Source organism: Rhodococcus sp. MT28, assembly GCF_058792695.1.
This window is the reverse complement of the sequence record NZ_JBXAFD010000001.1, coordinates 1,309,718-1,335,052: the sequence shown is the minus strand read 5'-3', so window position 1 is coordinate 1,335,052 and position 25,335 is coordinate 1,309,718. Positions and strand designations below refer to the sequence as shown.

23 protein-coding genes are annotated in these 25,335 nt (G+C 62.1%); 9 read left to right on the top strand and 14 right to left on the bottom strand.

Going from position 1 to position 25,335, the window contains the following annotated elements; genetic code table 11:
• Positions 1-15: 15 nt before the first annotated feature.
• From AC1Q6C_RS06415 to AC1Q6C_RS06395, 5 genes are all read right to left on the bottom strand, one after another.
• Positions 16-1,605: a multicopper oxidase family protein gene (locus tag AC1Q6C_RS06415; protein WP_047271941.1), complete on the bottom strand. Its 1,590-nt coding sequence runs from the start codon at positions 1,603-1,605 to the stop codon at positions 16-18.
• Positions 1,602-2,921 (bottom strand): hypothetical protein, encoded by a 1,320-nt coding sequence (locus tag AC1Q6C_RS06410; protein WP_042925925.1) that lies wholly within the window; start codon positions 2,919-2,921, stop codon positions 1,602-1,604. Before AC1Q6C_RS06410 ends, AC1Q6C_RS06415 begins: the two co-directional genes overlap by 4 nt.
• Complete coding sequence (locus AC1Q6C_RS06405) at positions 2,918-3,589, bottom strand: methylamine dehydrogenase light chain (RefSeq protein ID WP_029256402.1); 672 nt, start codon at positions 3,587-3,589, stop codon at positions 2,918-2,920. The genes AC1Q6C_RS06410 and AC1Q6C_RS06405 overlap by 4 nt, the downstream gene beginning before the upstream one ends.
• A gap of 75 nt (positions 3,590-3,664) precedes the next feature.
• Positions 3,665-4,273: a redoxin domain-containing protein gene (locus AC1Q6C_RS06400; protein ID WP_007729693.1), complete on the bottom strand. Its 609-nt coding sequence runs from the start codon at positions 4,271-4,273 to the stop codon at positions 3,665-3,667.
• Positions 4,274-4,317: 44 nt separating this feature from the next.
• Positions 4,318-4,908: a MauE/DoxX family redox-associated membrane protein gene (locus tag AC1Q6C_RS06395; protein WP_007729691.1), complete on the bottom strand. Its 591-nt coding sequence runs from the start codon at positions 4,906-4,908 to the stop codon at positions 4,318-4,320.
• 348 nt (positions 4,909-5,256) lie between these two features.
• Here AC1Q6C_RS06395 and AC1Q6C_RS06390 point away from each other — a divergent pair, with 348 nt between their 5' ends.
• Together AC1Q6C_RS06390 and AC1Q6C_RS06385 are read left to right on the top strand one after the other, a co-directional pair.
• The gene (locus tag AC1Q6C_RS06390; RefSeq protein WP_047271947.1) at positions 5,257-6,795 is read left to right on the top strand and encodes an APC family permease; all 1,539 of its coding nucleotides are present in this window, start codon (positions 5,257-5,259) and stop codon (positions 6,793-6,795) included.
• Entirely contained in the window at positions 6,792-7,577 is a 786-nt protein-coding gene (locus tag AC1Q6C_RS06385; RefSeq protein ID WP_020909339.1) for an IclR family transcriptional regulator, read from the top strand. The genes AC1Q6C_RS06390 and AC1Q6C_RS06385 overlap by 4 nt, the downstream gene beginning before the upstream one ends.
• A 2-nt stretch (positions 7,578-7,579) precedes the next feature.
• Here AC1Q6C_RS06385 and cobU read toward each other — a convergent pair whose 3' ends face one another.
• The 4 genes from cobU to AC1Q6C_RS06365 are packed head-to-tail and all read right to left on the bottom strand — an operon-like array spanning position 7,580 to position 11,688.
• A complete protein-coding gene (gene cobU / locus AC1Q6C_RS06380) occupies positions 7,580-8,902 on the bottom strand; it encodes a bifunctional adenosylcobinamide kinase/adenosylcobinamide-phosphate guanylyltransferase (protein ID WP_492666447.1) in 1,323 nt (440 codons plus the stop codon).
• Positions 8,902-9,690 carry an ABC transporter ATP-binding protein gene (locus AC1Q6C_RS06375; protein WP_492666446.1) on the bottom strand — a complete coding sequence of 263 codons (789 nt, stop codon included), beginning with the start codon at positions 9,688-9,690 and terminating at the stop codon, positions 8,902-8,904. Before AC1Q6C_RS06375 ends, cobU begins: the two co-directional genes overlap by 1 nt.
• Positions 9,687-10,721: a FecCD family ABC transporter permease gene (locus AC1Q6C_RS06370; protein WP_019745569.1), complete on the bottom strand. Its 1,035-nt coding sequence runs from the start codon at positions 10,719-10,721 to the stop codon at positions 9,687-9,689. Before AC1Q6C_RS06370 ends, AC1Q6C_RS06375 begins: the two co-directional genes overlap by 4 nt.
• A gap of 7 nt (positions 10,722-10,728) precedes the next feature.
• Positions 10,729-11,688, bottom strand: a complete 960-nt coding sequence (locus AC1Q6C_RS06365) for an ABC transporter substrate-binding protein (protein WP_020970983.1) — start codon at positions 11,686-11,688, stop codon at positions 10,729-10,731.
• 308 nt (positions 11,689-11,996) lie between these two features.
• Here AC1Q6C_RS06365 and AC1Q6C_RS06360 point away from each other — a divergent pair, with 308 nt between their 5' ends.
• From AC1Q6C_RS06360 to AC1Q6C_RS06350, 3 genes are read left to right on the top strand one after another with little or no spacing between them, the layout of a single operon-like run.
• Positions 11,997-12,413, top strand: a complete 417-nt coding sequence (locus AC1Q6C_RS06360) for a GntR family transcriptional regulator (RefSeq protein ID WP_007729675.1) — start codon at positions 11,997-11,999, stop codon at positions 12,411-12,413.
• Positions 12,410-13,279, top strand: a complete 870-nt coding sequence (locus AC1Q6C_RS06355) for an ABC transporter ATP-binding protein (protein WP_492666445.1) — start codon at positions 12,410-12,412, stop codon at positions 13,277-13,279. The genes AC1Q6C_RS06360 and AC1Q6C_RS06355 overlap by 4 nt, the downstream gene beginning before the upstream one ends.
• Positions 13,276-14,346, top strand: coding sequence for an ABC-2 membrane transporter-related protein (locus AC1Q6C_RS06350; protein ID WP_228401389.1), 1,071 nt, complete (start codon positions 13,276-13,278; stop codon positions 14,344-14,346). Before AC1Q6C_RS06355 ends, AC1Q6C_RS06350 begins: the two co-directional genes overlap by 4 nt.
• A gap of 1 nt (position 14,347) precedes the next feature.
• On the opposite strand, the gene AC1Q6C_RS06345 is transcribed toward AC1Q6C_RS06350, so the two are convergent.
• Positions 14,348-14,989, bottom strand: coding sequence for a DUF4232 domain-containing protein (locus AC1Q6C_RS06345; protein ID WP_492666444.1), 642 nt, complete (start codon positions 14,987-14,989; stop codon positions 14,348-14,350).
• 190 nt (positions 14,990-15,179) lie between these two features.
• Here AC1Q6C_RS06345 and AC1Q6C_RS06340 point away from each other — a divergent pair, with 190 nt between their 5' ends.
• Entirely contained in the window at positions 15,180-16,025 is an 846-nt protein-coding gene (locus AC1Q6C_RS06340) for an alpha/beta hydrolase (RefSeq protein ID WP_492666443.1), read from the top strand.
• A gap of 25 nt (positions 16,026-16,050) precedes the next feature.
• Positions 16,051-17,124, top strand: coding sequence for a VIT1/CCC1 transporter family protein (locus tag AC1Q6C_RS06335; RefSeq protein ID WP_007729922.1), 1,074 nt, complete (start codon positions 16,051-16,053; stop codon positions 17,122-17,124).
• A gap of 8 nt (positions 17,125-17,132) precedes the next feature.
• On the opposite strand, the gene AC1Q6C_RS06330 is transcribed toward AC1Q6C_RS06335, so the two are convergent.
• Positions 17,133-18,965: an APC family permease gene (locus AC1Q6C_RS06330; protein WP_492666515.1), complete on the bottom strand. Its 1,833-nt coding sequence runs from the start codon at positions 18,963-18,965 to the stop codon at positions 17,133-17,135.
• A gap of 94 nt (positions 18,966-19,059) precedes the next feature.
• Positions 19,060-20,271: a DUF2254 family protein gene (locus AC1Q6C_RS06325; RefSeq protein WP_064443662.1), complete on the bottom strand. Its 1,212-nt coding sequence runs from the start codon at positions 20,269-20,271 to the stop codon at positions 19,060-19,062.
• A gap of 117 nt (positions 20,272-20,388) precedes the next feature.
• Here AC1Q6C_RS06325 and AC1Q6C_RS06320 point away from each other — a divergent pair, with 117 nt between their 5' ends.
• Together AC1Q6C_RS06320 and AC1Q6C_RS06315 are read left to right on the top strand one after the other, a co-directional pair.
• Positions 20,389-22,755: an arylsulfatase gene (locus AC1Q6C_RS06320; RefSeq protein ID WP_492666442.1), complete on the top strand. Its 2,367-nt coding sequence runs from the start codon at positions 20,389-20,391 to the stop codon at positions 22,753-22,755.
• Between the two features lie 47 nt (positions 22,756-22,802).
• Positions 22,803-22,940 carry a hypothetical protein gene (locus AC1Q6C_RS06315; RefSeq protein WP_153211511.1) on the top strand — a complete coding sequence of 46 codons (138 nt, stop codon included), beginning with the start codon at positions 22,803-22,805 and terminating at the stop codon, positions 22,938-22,940.
• Between the two features lie 8 nt (positions 22,941-22,948).
• Here AC1Q6C_RS06315 and AC1Q6C_RS06310 read toward each other — a convergent pair whose 3' ends face one another.
• Positions 22,949-24,604, bottom strand: a complete 1,656-nt coding sequence (locus AC1Q6C_RS06310) for an FAD-binding dehydrogenase (RefSeq protein WP_161121048.1) — start codon at positions 24,602-24,604, stop codon at positions 22,949-22,951.
• Positions 24,601-25,266, bottom strand: a complete 666-nt coding sequence (locus AC1Q6C_RS06305; RefSeq protein WP_003939987.1) for a TetR/AcrR family transcriptional regulator — start codon at positions 25,264-25,266, stop codon at positions 24,601-24,603. Before AC1Q6C_RS06305 ends, AC1Q6C_RS06310 begins: the two co-directional genes overlap by 4 nt.
• Between the last annotated feature and the right edge of the window lie 69 nt (positions 25,267-25,335).

Below are 25,335 nucleotides of genomic sequence, written 5' to 3'. Positions count from 1 at the left end.
CCATTCTTCGACTTGTCAGCGGACGTAACGCAGATTTGCCGTCATGCCGGCCTCGAAGTGGTAGGCGTTGTGGCAGTGGAACATCCACTCGCCGGGATTGTCGGCGTCGAACTCGATGGCAAGCTCGGTGCCGGGTAGGACGTTGACGGTGTCGCGGCGAAGTCCGCCGTAATCCGGTACCGCAAACGTGTGGCCGTGGGTGTGCATGGGGTGCCACATCGTGGACGCGTTCTTCATCGTGATCCGGACCCGTTCGCCCTGTTTCATGACGAGCTTGCCTGCATCGGCCCCCGCCATTCCCCAGACGTACCGATCGCCGGCCTGGATCAACTCGATGCGGTAGTCGCGATCAGGCGATTTCGTCTCGAGCCGTGCGGATTCCGTGGGCCGGAGTTCGCTTTCGGTGACCAGTCGGCCGGCCAGTTCCGAGAGGTTTCCGCCCACATCCGGGTTCGCCAGGGCCAACGCGTCGGTGCTGCGTAGGACGGTCGACGCATAACCATCTCGGCCCTCGACCTTCGCCACCACCGGCCATGTTCCCGACTTCACCGTCACCAGTACGTCGTAGCGTTGGGCCATTCCGACGATGATGGTGTCAGCGGGAGTTGGTTCCACGTCGTAGCCATCGGTAGCGACGATTGTCATCTCGTGACCGGCCACAGCAAACCGGTACGGAGTTTCGGCCGCTGCGTTGATGATTCGCAGTCGCAGGGTCGAACCGGGCGCTGCAGTGACGACAGCAGGATCGTTGGGTGGCCGCCCGTTGATCAAGTGCAGTGGATACGCGATGTGTTGAGTCATCCCGCCGAGTGGTTCGGAAGAACCGTGTCCGCCGCTCACCAACTGTTGCGCGACGGACATGTCGGCTTCCGAGTGTTCCGCCGGAGTTGTTGCCCCACCGCCGTGTCCGCCGTGCCCGCCCGAAATTGCCGGGTTCAGGGCCATCAGGACGGAATCCGGTGTGGTACCCAATCCGTCGAGCCAGTCGTCGAGCACCAGAACGGCATCGATGTCGGCCCCGGTGATGTCGTTCGGGTTCTCGACGATCAAGGCGCCGAACAGCCCCCGATCGGCTTGTAATCCGCTGTGCGAGTGGTACCAGTACGTTCCCGGATCCGGTGCGATGAAGTTGTACTCGAAACTCGAACCGGCGCCGATGGGAGCCTGCGTGGTGGGTGCCGCGCCATCCATGTCGTTGCGGATTCGAATTCCGTGCCAATGCAGTGTTGTTTCGGCGTCGAGGCCGTTCTGGACGCTGACGTTCACCCGGTCACCGGACTTCAGGCGAAGTTCCGGAGCCACCGCAGCGCCTCCGTACGTCCACGTGTCCACGAGGCGTCCGCCAAGATCTACCGTCGAGAATCCGGCGGCAAGGGCAAACGCAGCGGTGGTCCCGTTCCAGGCTCGCGCCGATTCTGCGGCGGCAACTTCCGGGTCGGTGGGCAGGATGTAGTCGAGATCGGTCGTCGGCGTCGGAGATGCTGCAGTGGAACTGCATCCGGCAATCGTCCCCATTGCGCCGAGCCCGAGTGCTCCGGCGCCGAGTGCTCCCAAACTCAGGAAGCGGCGCCGGCCCATCACCACACCGGATCCGGGACGACTCATCGGAGTACTTCTGGTGTGATCAACCCGCTGACATCCCCGACGTTGCCCGAGACATCGACGGAACTGACCTGCTCGCCGGTGCTCGCGTTGTAACCCACGATCTTCTGCGGAGCGGAGCCTTCGACCTCAGGTCCGGTACCGAGCACGTAGAACGTGGCGCCGTCGACGGAAAAGGTCATGCTCTTGATGTCTGTCAGGCCGAGGTCTGCAAGCGTCAAGCTCTTCACCGGGGCGAAGGTCGTTGCATCGGACAAGTCGATCTTGACCAGTGAGCCTCCCCGAGCAGAGTCCGGATGAATAGCCGTGTCCGTGTACGCGATTGCGAGCCGGGTTGCGTCGGCGTTGATGACGTTCTCCGAGAATCGACCGGAGTCCTGCCCGGCGTTTCCGATCGGCTTGACACCTTCCTGAGGCAGTCCGTTGGAGAAGTCGAAGACGTACACATCGCCGTTCTCACTGACCAGCAAGGCTTTTTGTGCTTCCGAGGCCCACGTGACCTTGCGGGTGGAGACAAAATCCTCGGGTAGGACCTTGCTTCGGGCGGTTTCCTTCGGAACTCCGTCGTCACCGATCGTGACGTGCAGCAGTTCCCGGGTGTCCTCGCAGACGCTGTACAGCTCGTGATCGACCATCCACGTGAACGGACCGCAGCCGACTATCTGGAGTGCACCGGTCGCTTCCTTCTTCTCGAGGTCGACCACTCTGATGCCGTACAAACCGTCGTCCCACGTGACGAAGAACTTGCCGTCGGAGGTCACGGCGTTCGAGCCGGGACGGGAATGTACGCGTGCGACGTCCGGAAGCATGACCTCGGCTGGTTCCAGTAGGTTCCCGGAGTAGGTGCTGACCGTGAAATCTGCCGCGCCGCGGGAACCTCGGGGCCGCCACACCTCGGCAGCGAGCACCGCAGGATCCTCGGCGGAATCCCCGACGAATCCGTGAATGACCGGATCCCAGATACCCGGGCCGACGGTGATCCGGCTCTCGGCCACACCGGTTTTCGGATCGATGACGTTGACGCTGAGCTCGAGTTGGCCGAATCCACCTTCGACGCCCAGCAAGCGGTCAGCTGCGATCGGGGTGATCGAACCGACGTGCAACGGCTCGGGAATGGTGTCGCCGATTTCCTGGTCGTCGTGACCGAGGGAGATTCCCTCGCCCGGTGCAGTGAACGGAACTGTCGGATAGGTGACATCACCTGCGCTGGAGGGTTCGTCGTTGTCGGACGAACTGCAACCGGCCAGCGCGAGTACGACGGTGAGTGGGATGACGGCAACGGCGGGTCGCGCCAGTTTTCGGGTTCGCGGACTGCTCATGATCCGGCACCGACCTTGGGGCGCTCGGCCGGTCGAGTCTGGCAGTCCTCACCGATGATGGGCGCCATCGTGCAGGTGTATGCCTGGGACTCGTCGGAGACACACCAGATGATTTCCTGGTCGTAGCTTCCGGAGACCGGGTTGTACATCACGGCCTGCATGTCCGGTTCGCCGCAGAATGCGTTGGAACACGAAGGCGCACCGCAGCAGTCGTAGTAGGCGATCAGATAGGTCTTGCCGGTATCAGGGTTGGTGCAGCATCCGACCCAGAACTCTGCGCCGGGCTTGCTGCCGGGGGCACAGGTGGTGACACCGCCGCCGTTGCATGCGGCACAGGACGTTCCGTCCATGTTGCACCAGCGCCAGTACTCGCACTCGGCCGGATCTTTACCGTCGTAGACAGGGACAAGAGGTTCGGGGCCAGGTGCCGGCGCAGGAACCTCGGGCTCTTGGGCGAAGGCACTACGTGTCACGGGAAGTGTGCTGATCAGTGCCACTCCTGACACACCCATGGTCCACTTGCCGATCCGACTGATCATGGATCGCCGCGAAACTCGTTCGGAGAGTTTACGTCCGGTTCGGCTGGTAAGCGAACCGCCCTGGCCCGCCATCCATTCGGCCTGGGCCTGAACTGTCGCCTCGTCGACGGGATATCGATTCTCCGTCATGTTGTGCTGCGGGAATTCATTGTCGTCCAACGATTTTCTCCTGATTCGTGAAGAGGATCGAACTGTGCAGGAAGATCAGGCCGCGCTGCCGGATTTCGCCTGGGCATGAAGGTGCTGGAGTGAGGGGGTGCCGGATTCGAGCGCATTGAGCAGGCTTTCCACCTGAGCCATGTGATTGCACAGGCCCTTTCCTCGGATCTTGCCGTGCTCGTCGAGAATCACGCCGTACGGAGTGGTGCCCACTTGGTACGCGATACCGACGTCTCGAGCGTCGATGTAACTGAGCTCGGAACCGATCCCGCTACCGGCCAGGAACTCGCGATGCTCTTCGGTTGTTCCGTCGGAGATGATGATCACGTCGAGATCCGATTCGGCTCGGGCCATTGCCCTTACGCCGGGAAGAAGGCTCTTGCACGTCGAGCAACTCGGTGCTGTGAACAGCAGGAGTTGAGGTTTGTCGCGGTGACCACCGACTCCGACGGTCCGTCCTTCCTGATCGATGAGACCGGCAAACGACGGGCCGGCCTGTTCGACCTTGGGGCCGGTATCCATCATCCGGGCACCGAGAGGTCCGAGACGTACTTGTACGCGGCCGATTTCACGAGCCAGAGCAAGAACCATCAAGAACAGTACGGCTACGGCGATCACCAGGATCACTGTCGCGACAAGGAGGAAAGTGGTCATCGTGGTAGTCCTGCCTTCGAGTTTTCAGTGGTGGGGATGTAAGTTCACGAGCCGTACCGGGACGCGGTTTCGGCGGTTCGGAGGCGGATGGAGGCGCTCGACAGATAGTCGTCGACTGGGCGTCGTCCGAGGTGGACCACCGAACGAATCTGTGCGAGAGCAACTCCAGCCAGGACGAGGAGGAATCCGAAGGTCGCCGCCACGACCTGGACGCCGATCTCAGCCTGTCCGGCGGTGACCGACAGTGCCACAGCGATCACCGCGAGTGTTCCGGCGCGAACGGCGTGGAACCATCCGATACGCGGAATCTCGCCGACTCCGAATGCAAAACATCCGCAGTCCAGATCGCGTCGCCCACGCAGGAGGTTGATCGTGAGGCCCGTGAAGAACGACGCGAACATGACGGCAGCAACCAAGGCGGCGAGGCGATGGGCCACGCCGAGAACCAGAAGGATGCCTACGACGGTTTCCGCGACGGGAAGGATGCGAGCGATCGGTACTTCGAGTCGCACGGGCAACACTTTGTATCCGCGCACCGAACGAAGCACCCCATCGTGGTCGTTCAGCTTGGGAATGCCGGCGAGCAGGAGAACAAATCCGATGATCGCCGAAGTGGTGGCGCTGACCAAGTCCATGCTTCCTCCGTTCCTCTCGGGTAGTGCCGGTGGTGTGTGGGACACATCCTGTACGGGCGATGCTGCGAACCCGCGTCGACCGCGCTACGCCTGGACGAGGTGCAACTGAGAGAGCAGTTGTCGTGTGAGAATCGGAGAAATTGCAGGTCAAGGTGCTGCCGGAGGGGGGCGGATACCGTCGGCCGCCCTTGATCCGGCATGACGCTGGGGGGAAACAGAGTCGGATTCTCACTTGAAAGTTCTGTGCGCGCCATCGTGGAAACTGTGCGGAAACATAAGCGGACTAACTTGACCGAATTCTGACAATTCGCTCGTAGGTTCGGGCCTGGACGCGACGGACGGTGACACATGGCCGTGAGTGCGGCACTGCGTGCGGCGATCACGCGAGCGCAGAATGCGGATCAACACAGTGAGCCCGTGTTCTCCCCGCTCCGTGGTCTCGGACGAGGACGTCTGACCCCGATCGACCTGTTGGGGCAATCACTTTCCACGATCGCTCCGGCAACGGGAATGGTGTTCATCGCCCTGTGGATGATCACCTACAGTCCCGGCTACGTCGGGTTGGCTGCGATTGCTGCGACAACTTCGGCGGTGTTTCTCGTTGCGTTCTGCATCACTCAGTTCACGCGGAGACTGGCCGCAGCAGGATCGCTGTACAGCTTCGTCTTCCAAGGCTCCGGTATCCGGGCGACACTGACGGCGGGCGCCGCACTGGTACTCGGGTATCTCGGAATCTCGGTTTCGGTTTTCTCGCAGGCAGTTCCGAGTCTGCTCGATACCATCGCCATTGTCGGCCCCGACGTGCGAGGGCCTGCCGCGACGGTGATCACGACGGTGGCGATTGCCCTGGCCGTCGCGTGGATTGCAGTGCGAGGCGTCCGGTTCGCCACCCGAGCGATCCTGGTCGTCGAAGCGTGCTCGTTGATTCTCATCGTCGTGGTCATGCTGGCGACGCACAGTGACACGACAACTGCTGTTGCCCTGCCGAATCCGTCGCTGAGTGCAGTTCCGTTTCTCGCGATGCTGACGGTGCTCAGCATGGCGGGCTTCGAAAGCTCGGCCTTCTTCGGCCCGGAAGCGAAACGACCACTCATCAGCGTCACACGCACGGTTCTCATTTCGCCGATCATCTGCGGGGTCCTCTTCGTTTTTGCGGCCTGGGCGGCGATGACCGGCCACGGCGCAACGATCGTCGGAGCGTACTTCGAAGGAACGGCATCCGGAGCCAGCGCGGAAGTGGTTCTGGCAGTCAAGATCGGAATGACGTGTTCCTGGTTCGCATCCACTCTCGGTTGTGCGCAGGCGGGTTCGCGGTTGTTGTACTCGATGGGGATCGAACGGGTACTGCCTGCGCCGCTCGCTCGCGTACACAGACGGTTCCGCACCCCGTACGTTGCGGTACTTGCGTTCGTCGCGGTAAGTGCGGCGGGCGTATTCATCTATTCGGATACGGTTCGCGACGATTCGGGATCCTTCGACGGCGTGGTGGAGACCGCGTTGGTCTGCGCTTACACGCTGGTGGCCTTTGCTTCGTGGAAGTTCTTGCGCCGAATCGGGGAACATACTTCGCTGACCCGGATATGCACTGTGTCCGTGAGCGTCGCCGGTGCCGGTCTATTGGTCTACATCGTTCTCGACGGTGCGGTTCACGGGATGTGGGCACTGCCGATCGCTGCTCTTGCTGTTGCTGTGTCGGGGACAGTGTGGAGTTCATTGCTTCGAAGAGCCAGACCGGAAAGCCTTCTGATGGTGGGCGCTTTCGACAGCGTCGAGACGGCGGACCTGTTGCCCGGTGCGGGCACTCTGCTGATCGACGGTGACGGGCGAAGGCGACTCGTTCCGGATCGTGGGACCGCCGAGGGTGACTCGCCGGAGCATGGGCGGTGACCGCGGACCGTGCAACCGCTGGTCCACGATCAGGCAAACAGATCGGCGACGAGACCCACTTCAGTGGACAACAACCGCGTGCGGTCCAGAAGGCGCTGGGGATGCTCGAGGCGGTGGCTCATCTGGGACCGGGAACAACCGCGAAGGAGATCGCCACTTTTGCAGGCGTTCCATCGGCCACGGCGTACCGGATGCTGAATCTGCTGGTGGCGGAGGGCTTTCTCGTGCGGGTGCCGGACCTGTCAGGGTTCGCGTTGGGGCGTCGGACTGCCGAGCTCTCGCATGCGGCGTCGTCGAGTGGTCCGGCGCCGACGCTGCACGAGCGCGTCGAGGACATGCGGACACACACGAGGTTCGGATTGCACGTCGCCTCATTCGCTGGTGGGCGCTTGAGGTTCGTCGACAAGGATCCGGATCACGAGATCATCGGAATAGCGGCACTGGCCAAGAACCTTCACGCGAATGCGCTGGGGAAGGTTCTGTTGGCGCACGACGAGCGGCTGCTTTCGGGTTTGGAACTTCGCCGGGTCACGGAGTTCACCCTCGGTGATTTCGATGCGTTGTATGAGCAGTTGAGGTCTGTTCGCCTGCAGGGTTTTGCATTCGAGAACCAGGAATGTCGCCTGGGTCGATCCGCGGTCGCAGTACCGGTTCGGGATCACGCAGACCAGGTGGCCGGCGGGTTGTGTGTTCAGGGAGCGAGCGGGCGAGTGACGGACGAGGATCGAGAGTTGGTCGGTTTCCTACTCGATTGCGCGCGTCAGCTCACCGGATTGCTCTGACGTCACACGCGCAGGCTCAGGGGGAGCCCGGCGGTCATCAGGACCACGGACTCCGATTCACTGGCGATGCGGCTGTTCACCAGACCGAGTAGATCGCGGAACAGTCTCCCGGACTTCGTGTCCGGGACGACGCCGCTTCCCACTTCGTTCGTGACGGCGACAATCGGAACCGGACAGGCGGTCCAGGCGTCGGCCAACCGGTCGATATCTGCGTGGATGTCGCTGAGATCTTCTGTCGCCCACGCCTGATGTCGGTCCAGACGTGCGGTCAGCCACGTGCCGAGGCAGTCGATCAGGATCGGTGTTGTTGCGGCCACGAGAATTTCGGCGACCTCGGAGGTCTCTACCGTCGTCCACGTCGGCGGCCTCCGCGCGCGATGCGACGCAATTCGTTCGATCCAGTCGGGATCGTCGTCCAGCGGATCCCCGGTGGCGATGTACGTGACGTGCCGGTAGCCGGCAAGCAGGCCCTCCGCGTAAGTGGACTTGCCCGAGCGGGCGCCACCGGTGACCAGAGTTCGATGGCTCTGTCCTACCCCGATCTCGAGCACAGCTCCATCCGGAACCGCTCGCGCCCCGGACACGCGAAGTGCTTCCGAGAGTTCGTTTTCGACCGGGTTGTGGTGCCCGAGGTGTACGGCGACCACATCGGTTCGATCGGTGATCGCGTCGCAGTTGCGGAGCCGCAACACCGTCTCCGCGAAACTCGACAGATCGTGGTGCCCGGTGCCGTGGTCGGTCTTGTAGCCGAAGGTCTCTTCGAGAAAGACGGCGTCGAAACGCGCGTCGGCAAGGGCGTCGACAGTTGATTCGGGCAAAGACCCGGTGTCGGTGGCCCAGAATATTCGGGTTCCGGATGCGTCGGTCATGTCGTAGAGAAGGGTGGGTACTTCGTGCGCGGCTTCGAGTGCGCGAACACGATAGGTGCCCAACATGATCGACTGGCCGGTCTCGAGCGGTGTGAAGGTCACCGGGTCATCCGGGCCTACCCAGTCTCGGCAGAGATCGAGCGCGTCGGGTGGTCCGAGAACCTGTAGTGGTTCGGTGCGCGAGGCCCAGGACCGGAACAGCAATGCCATCGGGCCGAGGTGATCGGGATGAGAATGCGTCAACAGGATGTGTTCGACGTGTGCCAGCGTGCGACCGAATCGCGACGCGGCACGCGGTACTTCGGGTCCACAGTCCAACAGGATTCTGTTGTCCACCAGGGCGGCAGTGTGCCCGCGGATGGTTTCACTCGACAGGGCGGCCAGGCAGGAAGGGCAAGTACAGAACGGGTTCGGCCAACCGTCGGCAGCACCGGTGCCGAGCATCACCAATTCCATCAGCGGGTGCCTTCCTGCCGAATCGGAACAACTATGGGACCGCTGGGCCGGTCCAGGATTTCGACCCGAGCGCCGTACACGCGGCCGAGGAGGTCTGCCTTCAGCACCGATGAGGGAGTGCCGTCGGCAACCACGCTGCCCTTGTCCAGCAACACGATTCGTCGACCGTACTGACCCGCGAGAGTGAGGTCGTGCATCGCGGCGATGACCGTGATGTTGTCGGCTTCACGCAGTTCCTCCACCAAGTCGAGAACCTGCTGTTGGTGACCGATGTCGAGCGCGCTGGTGGGTTCGTCCAGGAGCAGTACCTGCGGTTCTTGGGCCAGTGCCCGAGCCAGGACCACGCGCTGCAATTCGCCGCCGGAAAGTTCGATGGCTCGTCGATCTGCGAACTCGGTGAGGTCGAGCCTCTCGATCACCGAAGAGATCACCGAACGGTCAGTAGCGGTTTCGGTTCCGAAGCGTCGTAGATAGGGAGTGCGGCCGAGCGCAACCAGTTCCTTGACCGTTGAGCCCTCGGGTACTACCGGACGCTGTGGCATCAACGCGACGACGGCGGACATAGCCTTGCGGCTGGAATTGCGAGGACTCAGTCCCCCGACCGAGAGCTCACCGGTGGACGGAATCAATCCAGCGAGGGCGTGCATCAAGGTTGTCTTGCCGGCGCCGTTCGGCCCGACCACGGCAACCCAATCGCCTGGTGTCACATCGAGATCGATGCCGTCGACGACGTCCTTGCCGCCGAGGTTGACTCGGAGGTCGCGGCACCACACTGCGCTGTCGGTCATGCCGAGACCCGGCTGCGGCGCAGAACCAGAAGGAAGAACGGAGCGCCGATCATCGCGGTTACAACCCCGATGGGGAGTTCGGCCGGTGCCATGACCGTGCGGGCGGCAACGTCGGTGAGGACGAGAAACGCCGCACCCAGCATGAGTGACAGGGGGAGAAGCAGTCGATGCGACGGGCCGACGACCAGTCGAACCGCATGGGGAACAACGATTCCGACAAAGCCGATCAGTCCACTTGCACTCACGACCGCCGCCGTTCCCAGAGTTGCGGCGAGCACCAGCACCAGGCGTGATCTGGCCGGGTCGACGCCGAGGCTGGCGGCTTCGACGTCACCTACGGCCATCACGTCGAGTACGCGTCGGTGTACCAGGATGACGGCTGAGGCCAGCGCAACGTACGGCAGGACAACCAGAACTTCCGACCAACCGTCGGTGGACAATCCGCCGAGCAGCCAGGAATAGACCTCGCGCAGTGAATCGTCGAACCGCTGCTGAACAAAAGTCTGTGCTGCATTCGTGAACGCCGCGACTGCGACACCGGCGAGGATGATGACTACCGCGTTCTGCGGCCCGCCAATGCTTCGGCCGAGCGAATAAGTTGCGAACACTGCCAGCACACCACCGACGAAGGCGGCCATGGGAATTCCGAACATGCCCAGCGCTCCACCCGAAACGATGGCGAGGGTTGCGCCCAGTCCGGCTCCGCTGGAAACTCCGAGGAGATACGGATCCGCCAAGGGATTTCGGAACACGCCCTGGTAGGCGGCGCCGGCTACCGCCAACATTGCTCCGACCAACGCGCCCAGGACTACTCGCGGAAGCCGGATCTGCCAGAGAATGGCCTGCTGTGTTGCGGTGAGGCCGGAATCGAGGTGGATGCCGGGTATTCCGTCCAGAAGTTCGAGAATGGTCCGATCAGGCGTCAATCCGGCCGGCCCCACCAGAACACCGATCAGCAAGGCAGCGCACAGAATGAGCGCGGCGCCGAGCAGAACGGCGGTCCGATGTTGGGAGATACCGGCTTTGATCATCGAGTGCTCAGGCCGCGGGAACTTGGGCAACGATGGCCGCGACGGCCTTCACCTGGTCGGCGACACGAGGTCCCCAGCGGCTGGAGAGGTCTTCGTCGAGCACATGGATCTGGTTGCCGGTAACCGCTTTCATGCCGCTCCACCCGGGTCGAGCGGCGACGGATTCTGCTGTCACTCCACAGCATTGGGAGTCTGCGAGAAAGATGAGATCGGGATTGGCCTGTACCACGAATTCGGCGGACAACTGCGGATAGTCACCCTGCCCCGCGGCGTCGGCGATGCTCTTCATTCCGAACAGCGAGTAGATCTGCCCGACGAAGCTCGAACTCGTGACGGTGTAGAGCGAGGAGTCGAGTTCGTGGAAGTACGTCAGCGGCTGTTGGCGCGCAGGAACACTGGCGACAGCGGCGTCGATGTCCGAGCGCATGGTGTCGACAACTTCGGTGCCCTTGTCCTCGTGGCCGGTGGCCTTCGCGACGCGCTCGATCTGGGCGTAGACGTCGTCGATGCTTGTGGCTGCGGGTAGTAGGAGGGTCGGCACCTTCGCCTTTTGCAGCCCGGAGACAAGATCGTTCATGTCATCCGATGCGATCACCAGATCCGGTGCGTAGCCGAGGATGGCTTCGACGTTCGGTTGAAAGCCCGAGAGATCGGTGACCGGGATACCGGCCGGGTAGTCGGACTGATTGTCGACGGCCTTCACCTGATCGCCCGCGCCGACGGCCCACAGGGTCTCGGTGGCGCTGGGACTGAGTGACACGATCGACTGCGGACGTGACTCGATGGTGATGTCCGTGCCGGAATCCGTGGGACCGGAAACAACAGTCACCGGGAACGAGCCGTCCGAGGCCGCTGTGGTTGCGGGTGCATCGGACGTCGAGCTACTGCACGCACCGGCAAGCAGTGCGGTGCTCACCGTCAGTGCTGCAAGTACAGATCTGAATCTACGTGTCGGCCGAGTACTCACAGCCACCCCTCCGCTAGTGGTGAAGGGTCGCGAGCAGCGCGGCCGCGAGGCGAAGCGCCACGAGCGGTCCTTCGTCCGAGAACCATCGTGTCGCCACGAGGCCGGTGACCTGACTCGTTCGCCTCGAGTAGTGACGGGCGAATTCACAGTTGCGTCGACAGTGCCGGGGTTTCACCGAACTTCACACGAGCAGCGTGGCACCCCGGTGAACCGGGGCATCTGCACTTTACAGGGGTCGTCTGGCTTGACCCGGGAGGTCAAGGCAGGGTAAATATCTATTCCACTAATGAACTAGTGAAAGGGTTCGGATGATCGACTTCCGTATCGACCGCCGATCCGGCATTCCCACTTACGTGCAATTGGTCCTTCAGGTGAAGCAGGCGCTCAGGCTCGGTGATCTCCAAGTCGGGGATCGGCTGCCCACAGCCAAGGACGTCGTGGGAGCGCTCGCGATCAACCCGAACACAGTCCTGAAGGCCTACAAGGAACTCGAGCGCGACGGACTTGTTGCTCCGCGGCCCGGATTGGGCACGTTCGTCGTCAAGTCCCTGGCCAAGCCCGGTATGGCGGAAAGCTCTGCGCTACGGCGCGAGTTGGCCCGCTGGGTGGCAGATGCCGTGGCCGCCGGACTCGAGCGCACGGACATCGAAGCGTTGGTGAGTTTGGAGCTCGAGAAGACGTTCATCGAATCGGATCCGTCCGGAAAGCAGGGGGAGACATCATGACTGCGCAAGAATTGGCACTGACGATGCAGGACGTGGACAAGCGCTTCGGCAAGAAGAAGGTGCTCGACGCCTGCACATTCGAGATCGCAACAGGAAGCATCACTGCCCTGGTCGGGGTGAACGGAGCGGGCAAGTCCACACTGATGTCCTTGGCGGTCGGGTTGACGATGCCTGACCATGGTTCGATCTCCGTCCTGGGCAGCACGCCGGATCAGGACGGCATCTGCCCAGGCCTGTCGTACCTCGCTCAGCACAAGCCCCTGTACCCCAAATTCACTGTTGCAGAACTTCTTCGATTCGGCGCATACACCAACGACGAGTGGGATGCGAAGTACGCTCTGGATCTGGTGGAGCGCGCTGGGATTTCTCTCGATGCAAAGGCGAAGACTCTGTCACCAGGTCAACGAACTAGGGTTGCACTGGCTTTGGCGCTCGGACGCAGGCCGCAGTTGCTTCTACTCGACGAGCCTCTGGCAGATCTCGATCCCGTGGCGCGGCGGTCTGTGGCGACCACTCTGCTCGAAGACGTTGCCGAGTACGGCACCACAGTTCTGTTGTCGTCACACATCGTTTCCGAATTGGCAGACGTCTCGGATCGACTTCTTCTGCTGGGCGGCGGAAACGCGATATTGTCCGGTCCGTTGGATGAATTGATCTCTGCCCATTACGTATTGATCGGGGACGGCGACCCCTCGGACGTGGTCGGCGCCGGTGCGGTCATTCATACCGACAAGGGGATGCGGTCGAATTCTCATGTGGTGGAGGGCGTGCGTCCGAGCCCTCGGGACGGCTGGGTGATCGACGACGCAACTCTCGACGACGTGGTGCTCGGGCACCTGAGCGCAGAAACGATGGTGGCGGCATGATCTGGGTTACGTGGCGGCACCACCGGACATCGCTCGTTGTGTCGTTGGGATTCCTCGCGGCATTAGCAGTCATTGTCTTGTCGAGTGGTGCGATCATCAAGAGCGGCGGACAAGCCCAACTCTTCGGATCGCCTCTCAGTTGCTTCGATGACATCACCGCTATCTGCACGGCAGAGACTGCTCTCACACTGACGACAGTGGTTGCTACTGCTCTGCCGGTGTTCCTCGGCGTGTTGATCGGTGTCACCGTGTTTTCGCGGGATGTCGAACAAGGAACACACGTATTGGGGCTTACTCAATCGGTCAGTCGGACTCGTTGGTTCTGGACCCGGGTGTTAATCGTCTTCCTGCCGATTTCTGTGGCTTCGTCATTGCTCGGATTTGCACTGCAATGGGCTCGATCTCTCCCGGACAACTCCCGGTATGCATTTGTTGCCGGGCGTTCGACTTTCGTCGAGATATCGAACCTGTCGTATCCGCTCTTTCAATCCAGCGGACTGGTCTTGGGTGCATACACATTCATGGCACTCATGCTCGGAGCAGCACTGGCTTTGCTGGTGCGTAGTTCGATCGGCGCAATGGCGATCACGATGGTCGGTGTTGTTGCGATCCTGGCAGCATTTCAGTTGGTTGCACGACCCGATTACGCCGAGCCGAGTGTCCGAACGTCACCCGTCGCCGGATTCAGTTCCTACTATTCGAGCGATACCAGTATCCCCGCGGTCAATTGGGAACTCGCGCAGGGATATGTCGACCTCCGAGGTAACTGGGTCGACGTCAAATACGACGAGTGCACGTGGGGTGGATCAGGCGATGAGGACCCGTACGACCAGCGCCCGGAGGAGACCGGCGCCGAGTACAACCTCCGCATGGATGTGCTCTCAGCGCAGCAGAACAGAGAGATGGAGATCTGTTTGCGGGAACACGGCGTCGACCACTACGAAGTTCGCTACCACTCGGATGATCGGTTCTGGCGTTTCCAGTTCACGGAAGCTGCACTCGTCCTGATCCTTTCAGGCCTGTTCCTCCTGCCGGCGCTCTGGGGTCTACGACGTCTCAAGCCGTGACTCAGCGGGCGACCGGCGCGACCGTCAGCTGGTTGATGTTCGCGCCGGTCATCGAGCAACCCTTGGTGGGATAGGCAAGGAAGACCGAGTCGTAGCTGTTGGGCGGGTAAACCCTCAGTCCCGCAACGTCGGTCACGCCGCACTGATCTGCCGGGTAGTTCTCGACGTTCGTAGCTCGCACCAAAGACGTTGCGGCAGAGCCAGGGGCAAGGGAGACGAGTGAACCGGATCCGGAGCGGCCGGCTGCAGCACCCACTTCGCTTCCGGACGCTCCCGTGACATACGAGACGCCGGGGAAACCGTCGAGCGTGCACGTGCGGCCGCCCGTGTTGGTGAAGACCACCGGAAGCTCCACAGAACCGGCGGCGCCACTCGACTCGCCGAGGGTGACGTTCAGTTCCCCGATCGCGCAGCCTTCGGGATTGGGTGCCGTCGAGGTTGTGGTTTGGGTGTGATCGGTATGGGTCGTCGAAGGTGAAGCGGTGCCGGTCTGGGTCGTCGGCGCAGAGGCGGTCGTCGTTGAGGCGGGTGCCGGTGAACTCTCGGCCGTTCCCGTTTCATCCGAGCCGCAACCGCTGAGAAGGGCGAGAGCAGCAAGTGGAGCCGCCAACAAGACGACGTTGCGCATGCGGTTCGAATTCATCGCTCTGTACTCCTCAGGCTGGTCGACAACTGTTTCCGAACATCCGTGTCCGGTATATCCGAGTTTGAAGCCGGATGTGCAGAAACGAATCAGGCTCGCCGGTGATCAGGACCTACTTCCCGGATGGATTGCCGTTGCGGATCTAGCATGAGAAATGACCTGTCCGGATCGCGACCACCGGGAGTAGCGCATGTTCACCTTCACCAGCGACGACGGAGTGGTCATTCATGTCCACGAATGGCCCACCGAGCAGGAACCTCGAGGGGTTGTTCAACTCGCGCACGGTATGGGTGAGCACGCAAAACGCTACGCACACGTTGCCGAAGCCCTGAATGCTCGCGGTTTCCACGTCTACGCGGCGGACCACCGCGGCCACGGTGAGAGCATGCACGCCGGCCCAGGCAACATCGGCGACGACGGCTGGAACCGCTTGGTTGCAGACATGGTGAACTTCACGGGCATCATCCGCGACAAACACCCCGGCCTGCCCGTCGTACTGCTCAGCCACAGCCTCGGTTCGTTCGCTTCGCAGCAGTACATCCTCGATCATTCGCACCTGATCGACGCCGTCGCACTGTCGGGGACCACCGCGGTCGATCAACTGATCGAGAGCCTCGTCAACGACGGCCCGGACGTCCTCGCCCAGTTCAATGCGGAATTCGAACCGGCCCGTACTCCGCACGACTGGCTCAGCCGTGACGAAGCGCAGGTGGATTTGTACATCAACGATCCGCTGTGCGGTTTCAGCCTGGACGACGCCGGCATGGGTGGACTTATCGCAGCGGGACCGAGGTTCGTCGACGTCGAGGGCGTGCGACAAGACCTTCCGATCCTGGTCTTCGTCGGCACCTCGGATCCTCTCAACGCCGCACTGAGCCGTACCGACGTCGCAGTCGAACGGTACAACTCGGCGGGGATCGAAGACGTCACCTACTACACCTATCCGGGTGCCAGACACGAGATCTTCAACGAGACCAACCGCGACGACGTCATCAACGATCTGACGACGTGGATGGACCGCGTACTCGAAGCATGACCGCCTCACCGGAAAGGGGAACACGATGTCCACAGTTCCGGCCGCACGACCCGATCCAGACCCGCGAGATGTCAAGCGCTGGAGACGATACCTCGCCGACGAACAAGCCGAGGCCGCCGTCTACCGAGACCTCGCGAGTAGGCGCAGCGGCGAGGAGCGCGAAATCCTTCTCGCACTGGCCGACGCGGAGGGGCGACACGAGGCGCACTGGCGAGCGCTACTCGGCGATCACGTCGGCAAACCACTTCGCGGCGATATCCGCACTCGGATACTGGGCTTTCTGGCCAGGCGCTTCGGCTCCGTCTTCGTGCTCGCTCTTGCACAGCGCGCGGAGACGCGATCCCCGTATCCGAACGACGCCGACGCGACTGCATCGATGGGCGCGGACGAGAAGATCCACGAAGAAGTGGTGCGGGCCTTGGCCACTCGGGGTCGGAACAGACTTTCGGGGACGTTTCGTGCCGCCGTCTTCGGAGCCAACGACGGCCTCGTCAGCAATCTCGCTCTCGTGCTCGGCATCAGCGGTAGCGGCGTCTCCAACCAGATCGTTCTGATCACCGGCATGGCCGGGCTTCTGGCCGGCGCCCTGTCGATGGGCGCCGGCGAGTACGTTTCAGTCCGCTCGCAGCGAGAGTTGTTGGAAGCGTCCAATCCTGGTCCGGCTGCCAGCGAAGCTGTCGGCCTGCTCGACGTCGACGCGAACGAATTGGCCCTGGTCTACCGGGCCCGCGGTATGTCCGCCGAGGAAGCGGACCAGCGCGCCGCCGAGGTCCTCGCGAACAGCACCTTCGGCGCCGCGGACGTTGTCGACGACCATGAAGCCGTCGGAACCGGGTTGGGCGCAGCGGCGGCAAGTTTCTGCTTCTTCGCCTCGGGCGCAATCATTCCGGTGCTGCCGTATCTGTTCGGCCTGGAAGGCATGACGGCTCTGATCGTCGCATCTGTTCTCGTGGGGATCGCGTTGCTGACGACGGGCGTTGTGGTCGGATTGCTCTCGGGCGGGCCGCCGTTCAAGAGGGCTCTACGCCAACTTGCGATCGGCTACGGCGCTGCCGGCGCGACGTATCTGCTCGGCATGCTGTTCGGGACTTCGCTCTGAGCGTCTGCTTACGCGCGTAGGGCGGGATCGCGGTGAGCCGGATCGATCCGGACCGGAATTTGGCATACCACGGCCTCGGTGTGTTTGCGCAGTGCATGAGCGATCTCGTCGGTCCGTTGGCTCGGGAGGAACCGGTGCCATCTGGTTGCCGGGTCGATGGTGGCGACTACGACAAAGGTCTCTCGGTGGGGGAAGTGCATACGGACGTATCGAGCGAGAGTGTTCCCCACCGAATTCTCGGTGTCCTCGATGACGATCAAACGCGAATTCGGATGTCGAGCTTGCCATCGGCGGGTGAAGTCCGTCGTCGATTCGTGAGCAAGGCAGACTCGAATTGCGATGGGCTGTGACGACATCGCTGTTGCCGCGGCCATCGCGCGGGTGGAGAGTGACGTAATTTCGGACACGGGGACGAGCACCGCTGGTTTGTATCCGATGGACAGAGAAGCGTTCTCACTCTGAACGGTCAGTCGGGCACCGATGTGTGTGTATGCCCCGCGGATGCGTTCCATGCCGAGGACGAGCGCAGGGAGCGCGAGAGCGATCAGCCAGGCTCCCTCGGTGAACTTCATGGCTGTTGTCACCACTGCTGCGATCGAAGTCAACACAGCGCCGAAACCGTTGAGCGCCAATCGCCACTTCCAGCCCGGTGTCCGTTCGGCGAGCCAGTGGCGCACCATGCCGAACTGCGCGAGCGTGAATCCGATAAACACACCGATGGCGAACAGCGGCACCAAGGTGTTCATGTTTCCGCCCGATCCGACAAGCAGGAGAGCGCCGACGCCACCGAGCGACAAGACGCCATACGTGAAGACGTCGCGCGTCGACTTTCGGCTGAAGCGGTGCGGGAGCACGTTGTCGTCGGCGAGGATCCGCATCAGGTTGGGAAGTCCGCCGTACGAGGTGTTCGCGGCCAACGCCAACAGAATTACGGTGGAGAATTGGACGACGTAGTAGCCCACACCATTTCCGAGAGCAGCGGAAGTGAGTTGCGACAGGACCGTTGTTCCGGGGACTGGGGCCAGTGAGAACTTTTCGATCAACACCGCAAGGCCGATCAGCATGGTGCCCAACAGGATTCCCAGAGCTACTTCGGCACGCTGAGCGCTACGCACGCGAGGCTTCTTGAAACTGGGTACCGCGTTGGCGATGGCTTCGACACCGGTCAATGCGGCGCAGCCACTCGAAAATGCCTTGAGCAGAAGGAGAATGCCGATCGTGCGTGCGTTGTCGACGACGAAGTGAGCCGTTGCGGCAGCAGGGTTTTCCCGAAGCAGTCCGGCACCGATCACCGTGAAGATGCTGACGACAAAAACCACGGTGGGCAACATGAATACCCGCGCGGAATCTGCGATGCCCCGCAGATTCAGTGCAGTGATGCCGCCGAGTATCGCCAGTGCGATCCAGACCGTGTAGGGAAGAAGCGCAGGGAAGGCGGAGGTCAGAGCCGCGACACCGGCTGCGATCGATACCGCGACGTTGAGGGTGTAGTCGACGATCAACGATGCGGCGGCAGTCAGGCTTGCGCGAGGACTCAGATGCTTCTTCGCGACGGCGTAGGCGCCACCGCCTTCGGGAAATGCGGCGATCACTTGGCGGTACGACGCCACCAGGACTGCAAGCAGCACTGCGATGGCGATCGTCACCGGCACGGTGAAGCCGATCCCCGCGCCGCCTGCGAGGGCCAACACCAAAACGATGGCCTCTGGACCGTACGACACCGAGGCCATCGCGTCGAGCGACAGACCCGCCAGTCCGGTTGCGACGGAGAGCTTTTGCTTCTCAGGTTCGCCGCCGGCGCGGATGGTCGACGATATGACTCCACGGTGTCCGAGTATCACTGCATGTCTCACCGAGTCAGTATCGTCATTTCCCGTAGCTCTGAGACTGATCTTGACGATGCTTTGACGCGATGGCCCGCAAATCTGTACGGGTTCACAACGGGGGTTCGAGTCGCGGGAAGCCTTGTGACAGCTGATCAATCCAGCGAGCGCGCTTGGCGAGAATATCGCGGTTCCGAGACTCCGATTGGGCGGCGACGTGCGAAAGTAGGTCGCGAAGTCGGCCCAGAACGAGTGGCGAGTTCGATGCCGAGGCTATGACGTCGTCCAGTCCGGTTCTGACGAAGCTCGTGAAGTCGGGCAGTGGAATCACCACACGCAGATCACCACGCTCGTCGACGGCCCGGATCGAATCTGCGCGTACGGAGGTCACCAGAGAGAGGAGGTCCTCGATCTCGTCGAGAGCCTGCACGGCCGTCGCAGGATCGTTGATAGCGGGTGAGAGCGCTCTGAGCGCGATGTCAGCCAACAACCGAATCGCGAGTAGGGGGTCCTGGGTGAAGGTCCGCTCACTCCCACTGACCAAGGCGTCAAGGATCGTGTTGGCGGGCATGGGTCCGCCGTAGACGTCGGCGAGCGGCAATCCGTCTCGCAGCGTGCTACCCGGCGACACTCGGAGGACCACCATGGATCGGCAGTTCCGAGCGTTCTGCAGCAGATCTTCGACGAGGATCTGCTGCAGAACGGCCGGCGGTCGATGCCACTCGATTGTCGTGATCACCGGAAGTGTTGGTAGAGGAGGCAACTCCAGATCGGTGGTGGGGTACACGGCGGCGAAGACTGCTCGGCCACGACTCGAGATCGTGGTCAGTACAGGAGCCAACTGGATGGCCGAGAATGCGCGCAGCTGGAGCAGCCTGATCAGCGTCAGCGTGGCCAAGAGCGCCAGCACTGCGAGACTTGGCACAACCACGGACACATCCGTTTCGTTGCTGATGGCGAGCGCCGCCGTGATGTCGAAAACCGACTGGCCTATCGCGAAGGCAAACGTCCGCCACACGATGGGGTCGTCGCGGAACAACAACAAGCGAGGGGTGAAGGTGGTCGCGGCCCATTGGACGACGAGGAACAGCAGCGAGAAGATCACTGCCACTACACCCAGTAGCCCCAGGCCGAGGGCAACGAGCATTTCGCTGACCTGACGGGCGGGAATCATCGGGCCGCTCCGGACGTACGGCATCCCCAGTCCGGCAGCCAGTCCCACGACGACGCACAGGATCTGGGTCAGGCCGGCACGTACACGGCGCCGGGGGACGAGGAAGGCATGCCCGATCGGGGTGGGAGCGAAACGTCCGGGCTGATCCACACTTCAAGCCTCCACGCTGCGGCAATGGTGCGCCTTCACCCGAAACGGATGATGTCGACGTCGTCGTGATCCTGAAACGCTTGAAAGAGCCATGTGAGAGACAGAAGGCGAGACGTCATGACGGATCCGACAGACCAGAGCCGCGCCGTACTACCGATTCCGGATCGACAACATCTTGGTCTGGTGACGTACGACGCGAAGGATCCGGACACCGAGTTTCCGCCGATCACTCCGCTACTACCGCCGGCCGGCGCACCCAATGTTCTGGTGGTCCTGTTGGACGACGTGGGATATGGCGCGAGCAGTGCCTTCGGCGGACCAGCGGACACACCGACTGCTGAGCGATTGCAAAGTAATGGGCTCACGTACACGCGGTTTCACACGACGGCACTGTGTGCTCCGACCCGCGCCGCTCTTCTGAGCGGGCGCAACCATCATTCGGTCGGCATGGGATCGATCACCGAAACCGCTACCTCGGCTCCTGGTCTTTCCGGCCTGCGGCCGAATACCAAAGCCGCACTGCCGATGACGTTGAAACTCAACGGATACTCGACGGCGCAGTTCGGCAAGTGTCACGAGGTTCCGCCGTGGCAAACATCCCCGGTGGGACCGTTCACGTCGTGGCCGACGGGAGAAGGCGGATTCGAGCATTTCTACGGATTCATCGGCGGGGAGAACAACCAGTATTACCCGGCGCTGTACGAGGGCGTCGCGCCTGTCGAGCCGGACAAGACACCGGAGGAGGGTTACCACCTCACCGAAGACCTTGCCGATCACGCGATCGACTGGGTTCGGATGCAGAAGTCATTGGCTCCGGACAAGCCGTTCTTCGTCTACTTTGCACCCGGCGCTACCCATGCGCCGCACCATGTTCCGAAGCAGTGGGCCGACAAGTACGAGGGCCGGTTCGCAGGAGGTTGGGACGCTCAACGCGAATCAATTCTCGAGCAGCAGATACAGCGGGGGGTCGTTCCCGCGGATGCGGTCCTCACCCCGCGTCCCGAGGCCATCCCGGCGTGGGAGGACATGAGTGAGGAGATGAAGCCCGTCCTCGAACGCCAAATGGAAGTCTATGCAGGATTTCTCGAACACACCGATTTCCATGTCGGCCGGCTTGTCGATGCGATCGAAGAACTCGGAGCTCTCGACAACACCCTCGTGTACTACATCATCGGAGACAACGGAGCGTCCGCAGAGGGGACGATCAACGGCGCTTTCAACGAGATGGCCAACTTCAACGGACTCGCCGCCATCGAGACGCCCGAGTTCATGGCGGAAGTGAAAGACAAATTCGGTACCAAGGACGCATACAACCACTATTCCGTGGGGTGGGCGTGGGCAATGTGTACGCCGTACCAGTGGACGAAACAGGTTGCGTCACACTGGGGTGGCACCCGTAACGGGACGATCGTGCACTGGCCTGCAGGGATTCGGACCAAGGGGGAGACGCGGTCGCAGTTCACCCACGTCATCGACGTTGCACCGACGATCCTCGAGGTCGCGAAACTACCGGAACCGACCTTTGTCAACGGCGTCCAGCAATCACCCATCGAGGGGACCAGCATGGTCTACACCTTCGACGACGCCGAAGTCGCCGAACGTCACGATCTGCAGTACTTCGAGATGGCCGGCAACCGTGGAATCTATTACAAGGGTTGGAGTGCGGTCACCAGGCACAGCACTCCATGGCTTTTCGCGGAGGCACTCCCCGCACTCGACGACGACGTGTGGGAGCTCTACGACGGGTCTCAGGATTGGACGCAGTCCAAAGACTTGGCGGCTGAGATGCCGGAGAAACTCGCTGCACTGCAACGCTTGTGGTTGATCGAAGCGGTCAAGTACAACGTGCTTCCGATCGACGACCGAAGATTCGAGAGGTTCAACCCTCACATCGCGGGGCGTCCGCAGTTGGTGTCCGGGAATCGACAGGTTCTGTTTCCCGGAATGAAACGGCTGAGCGAGCACAGCGTGCTGAGTATCAAGAACCGATCGTTCAGTGTCACAGCAGCAGTCGACGTCGCGGATGGCATTACTGCCAACGGTGTGATGATCGCGCAGGGAGGCAGATTTGGTGGCTGGGCACTTTACGCGCGGGAAGGCCGCGCCAAATTCGTCTACAACCTATTGGGCATGACCGAGTTCGTCATCGGTTCCGACGTTGACATTCCGGCAGGATCACACCAGATCAGAGCTGAGTTCACCTACGACGGAGGTGGTCTCGCGAGAGGCGGTGGGGTCACGATCTATCACGACGGTCGCGAAGTGGGCTCAGGTCGCGTCGAGCAGACGCAACCGATGGTCTTCTCCGCGGACGAGACCACCGACATCGGGGATGACTACGGCATGCCTGTCAGTGTTGATTACAGTGGCGCAACCACATTCAACGCACGTATCGACGTCGTGCAGATCGATGTCGGTGACGACGACCATACCCACCTCATCGATCCGGAGGAGGTGGCGCGAGTGGCGGTGTCCAGACAGTGATTCCACAGGCAAGAGCAGCAGTCACAATCTCCTGAGGGAGGGTCGCAATGCCGACCGTCATCCGTACTGTTCACGATCTGGTCCGCCACGCGCGCGGGCCGACGCACCATCACCACCATCAATCCGTGCACGAGGCGCGGCGAATGCGTGCCCACCACATTCTGGTCACGCATTCGCTCGCCTGATTTCGGGGCTACAGGTCGCGCGCCAATGCTCGTCCGGCTGCGCGGCCCGAGAAGATGCAGCCGCCGAGGAAGGTCCCCTCGAGTGCGCTGTAACCGTGGACTCCGCCGCCGCCGAAGCCCGCGACTTCACCGGCTGCGTACAGGCCGTCGAAGACACTGCCGTCGGTCTTGATGACCTGCGAATTCAGGTTGGTTTCCAAGCCGCCGAGGGTCTTGCGTGTGAGTAGGTGCAACCGGACCGCGATCAGTGGGCCGTTCTTGGGGTCCAGGATCTTGTGCGGTGCAACGACGCGCACGATCTTGTCTGCCAACAGATTACGGGCACCGTGGATGGCGGTGACCTGGAAGTCCTTGCTGTACTTGTTATCGACTTCGCGGTCGCGGGCGATCATCTCGCGCTCGATGTCCTCGTAGTCGAGGAGCGGTTCGTCGGTGAGGGCGTTCATGCCGTCGACCAGATCACGAAGGTTGTTGCGCACCACGAAGTCCGCGCCCTTCTGCTTGAACGCCTCGACCGGTCCCGGCGCGCCCTTCTTGATTCGTTCGAGGAGGAGCTTGAAGTCGCGGTTGGTGAAGTCAGGGTTCTGTTCCGATCCCGAGAGTGCGAACTCCTTCTCGATGATCTTCTGGTCGAGGATGAACCACGTGTACTCGTGGCCGCTGTCCAGGATGTACTTGAAAGTTCCCATCGTGTCGAAGCCCGGGAAGTTGGGGACCGGCAGACGCTTGCCGGTGGCGTCGAACCACATCGAGGACGGTCCGGGAATGATTCGGATTCCGTGGTTGGGCCAGATGGGATTCCAGTTCTGGATGCCTTCGGTGTAGTGCCACATGCGGTCGCGGTTCACGATGTTTCCGCCCGCGGATTCGGTGATTTCGAGCATGCGCCCGTCGACGTGCGCCGGTACTCCCGTCAGCATGTGCTTGGGTGCCTTGCCGAGTCGCTCGGGCCAGTTTTTCTTCACCAGTTCGTAGTTGCCGCCGATTCCACCGGATGTCACTACGACGGCCTGTGCGGCGAACTCGAATTCGCCGATGGGGGTGCGCGAGCTCTTCACGCCGCGCAGATCACTGGAAGGTTCGAGGACGGTTCCGCGTACACCAGTGACCGCACCATCGGTGACGACGAGTTGATCGACTTGGTGGCGGTGCTTGAACGTGACCAGTCCACGCTTCTGAGCGGCGATCACTTTGGTCAGAAAGACATCGACGACGCCAGGTCCGGTGCCCCAGGTGAGGTGGAAGCGCGGCACCGAATTTCCGTGTCCGAGAGCCATTCCGCGGCCGCGTTCGGCCCAGCCGACATTCGGCATCAGGCGAAGCCCCAGATCGTGCAGGTACTGACGCTTGTCGCCGGCCGCGAACTCGACGTACGCCTTGGCCCACTGACGCGGCCAGTGATCTTCGCGGTCGCGGTCGAATCCGGCTGTGCCCATCCAGTCCTGCATCGCCAACTCGAGGGAGTCCTTGATGCCGAGTCGGCGTTGTTCGGGGCTGTTCACGAGGAAGAGTCCGCCGAGAGACCAAAATGCCTGCGCGCCGAGGTTGGCAGCGTTCTCCTGTTCCACGACAAGGACTTTGCGGCCCGCGCGCGTCAGTTCGTAGGTGGCGACCAGTCCCGCCAGCCCTGCCCCGACAACGATGACGTCAGCTTGTTCGCTCACGACAACTCCTCTTCCGATTGGTTGTTCTGGATTATTTCGCTGTAGGACAGCAGAATTCGAGTGAAGATATCGCGGCGCAGTGCAAAGGCGGCGTTGGTGTCGGTATCGACGAGGCACTGCACGCTGGTGCCGTCGTGCACTGCAACCAATGCCCGTCCCAACGCCGTCGGGTCGCCGACGATTGTTCGCCCGACGTCGCTGAGTGCGGACTCCACGATGGGCAACAGGGTGCGAAGGATCGCGTCTTCACGGTCGGCAAGGGCTTTGCGAAGTGCCGGGTTGCGGAGCGCGTGGGCTGTGAATTCCGCGTTGATCCGGTACCACTGCGGGTCGACCGGAACCACCGCCACGATCCGGGCGACAGCGGCATGGATGTCGACGGTGTTACCGGCGGTGATCGACTCCGTCGCCAACCGCAGATCGGCGAGCATTGCTGCGGATCGCTGCTCCCACATCGCGAAGAACAATTCGTCGAGTGAATCGAAGTTGGAGTAGAACGCGCCTCGGGAGTATCCGGCGCGTTCGCAGATCTGCTCGACCGTGGCGTGCCCGAACCCGGCTTCGGAGAAGACATCTGCAGCCGCGTCGAGCAGGCGCTGCCGGGTCTGACCACGGCGTTTGGTGACACGCTTGGCCGGCGAGTTGTCCGTTCCAGTCGTCATCGGCGCCTCCGTCAGGGTGGGACCCCAAACGATACACGGATGTATCCGATGCGTAGGCGTATCTCGATC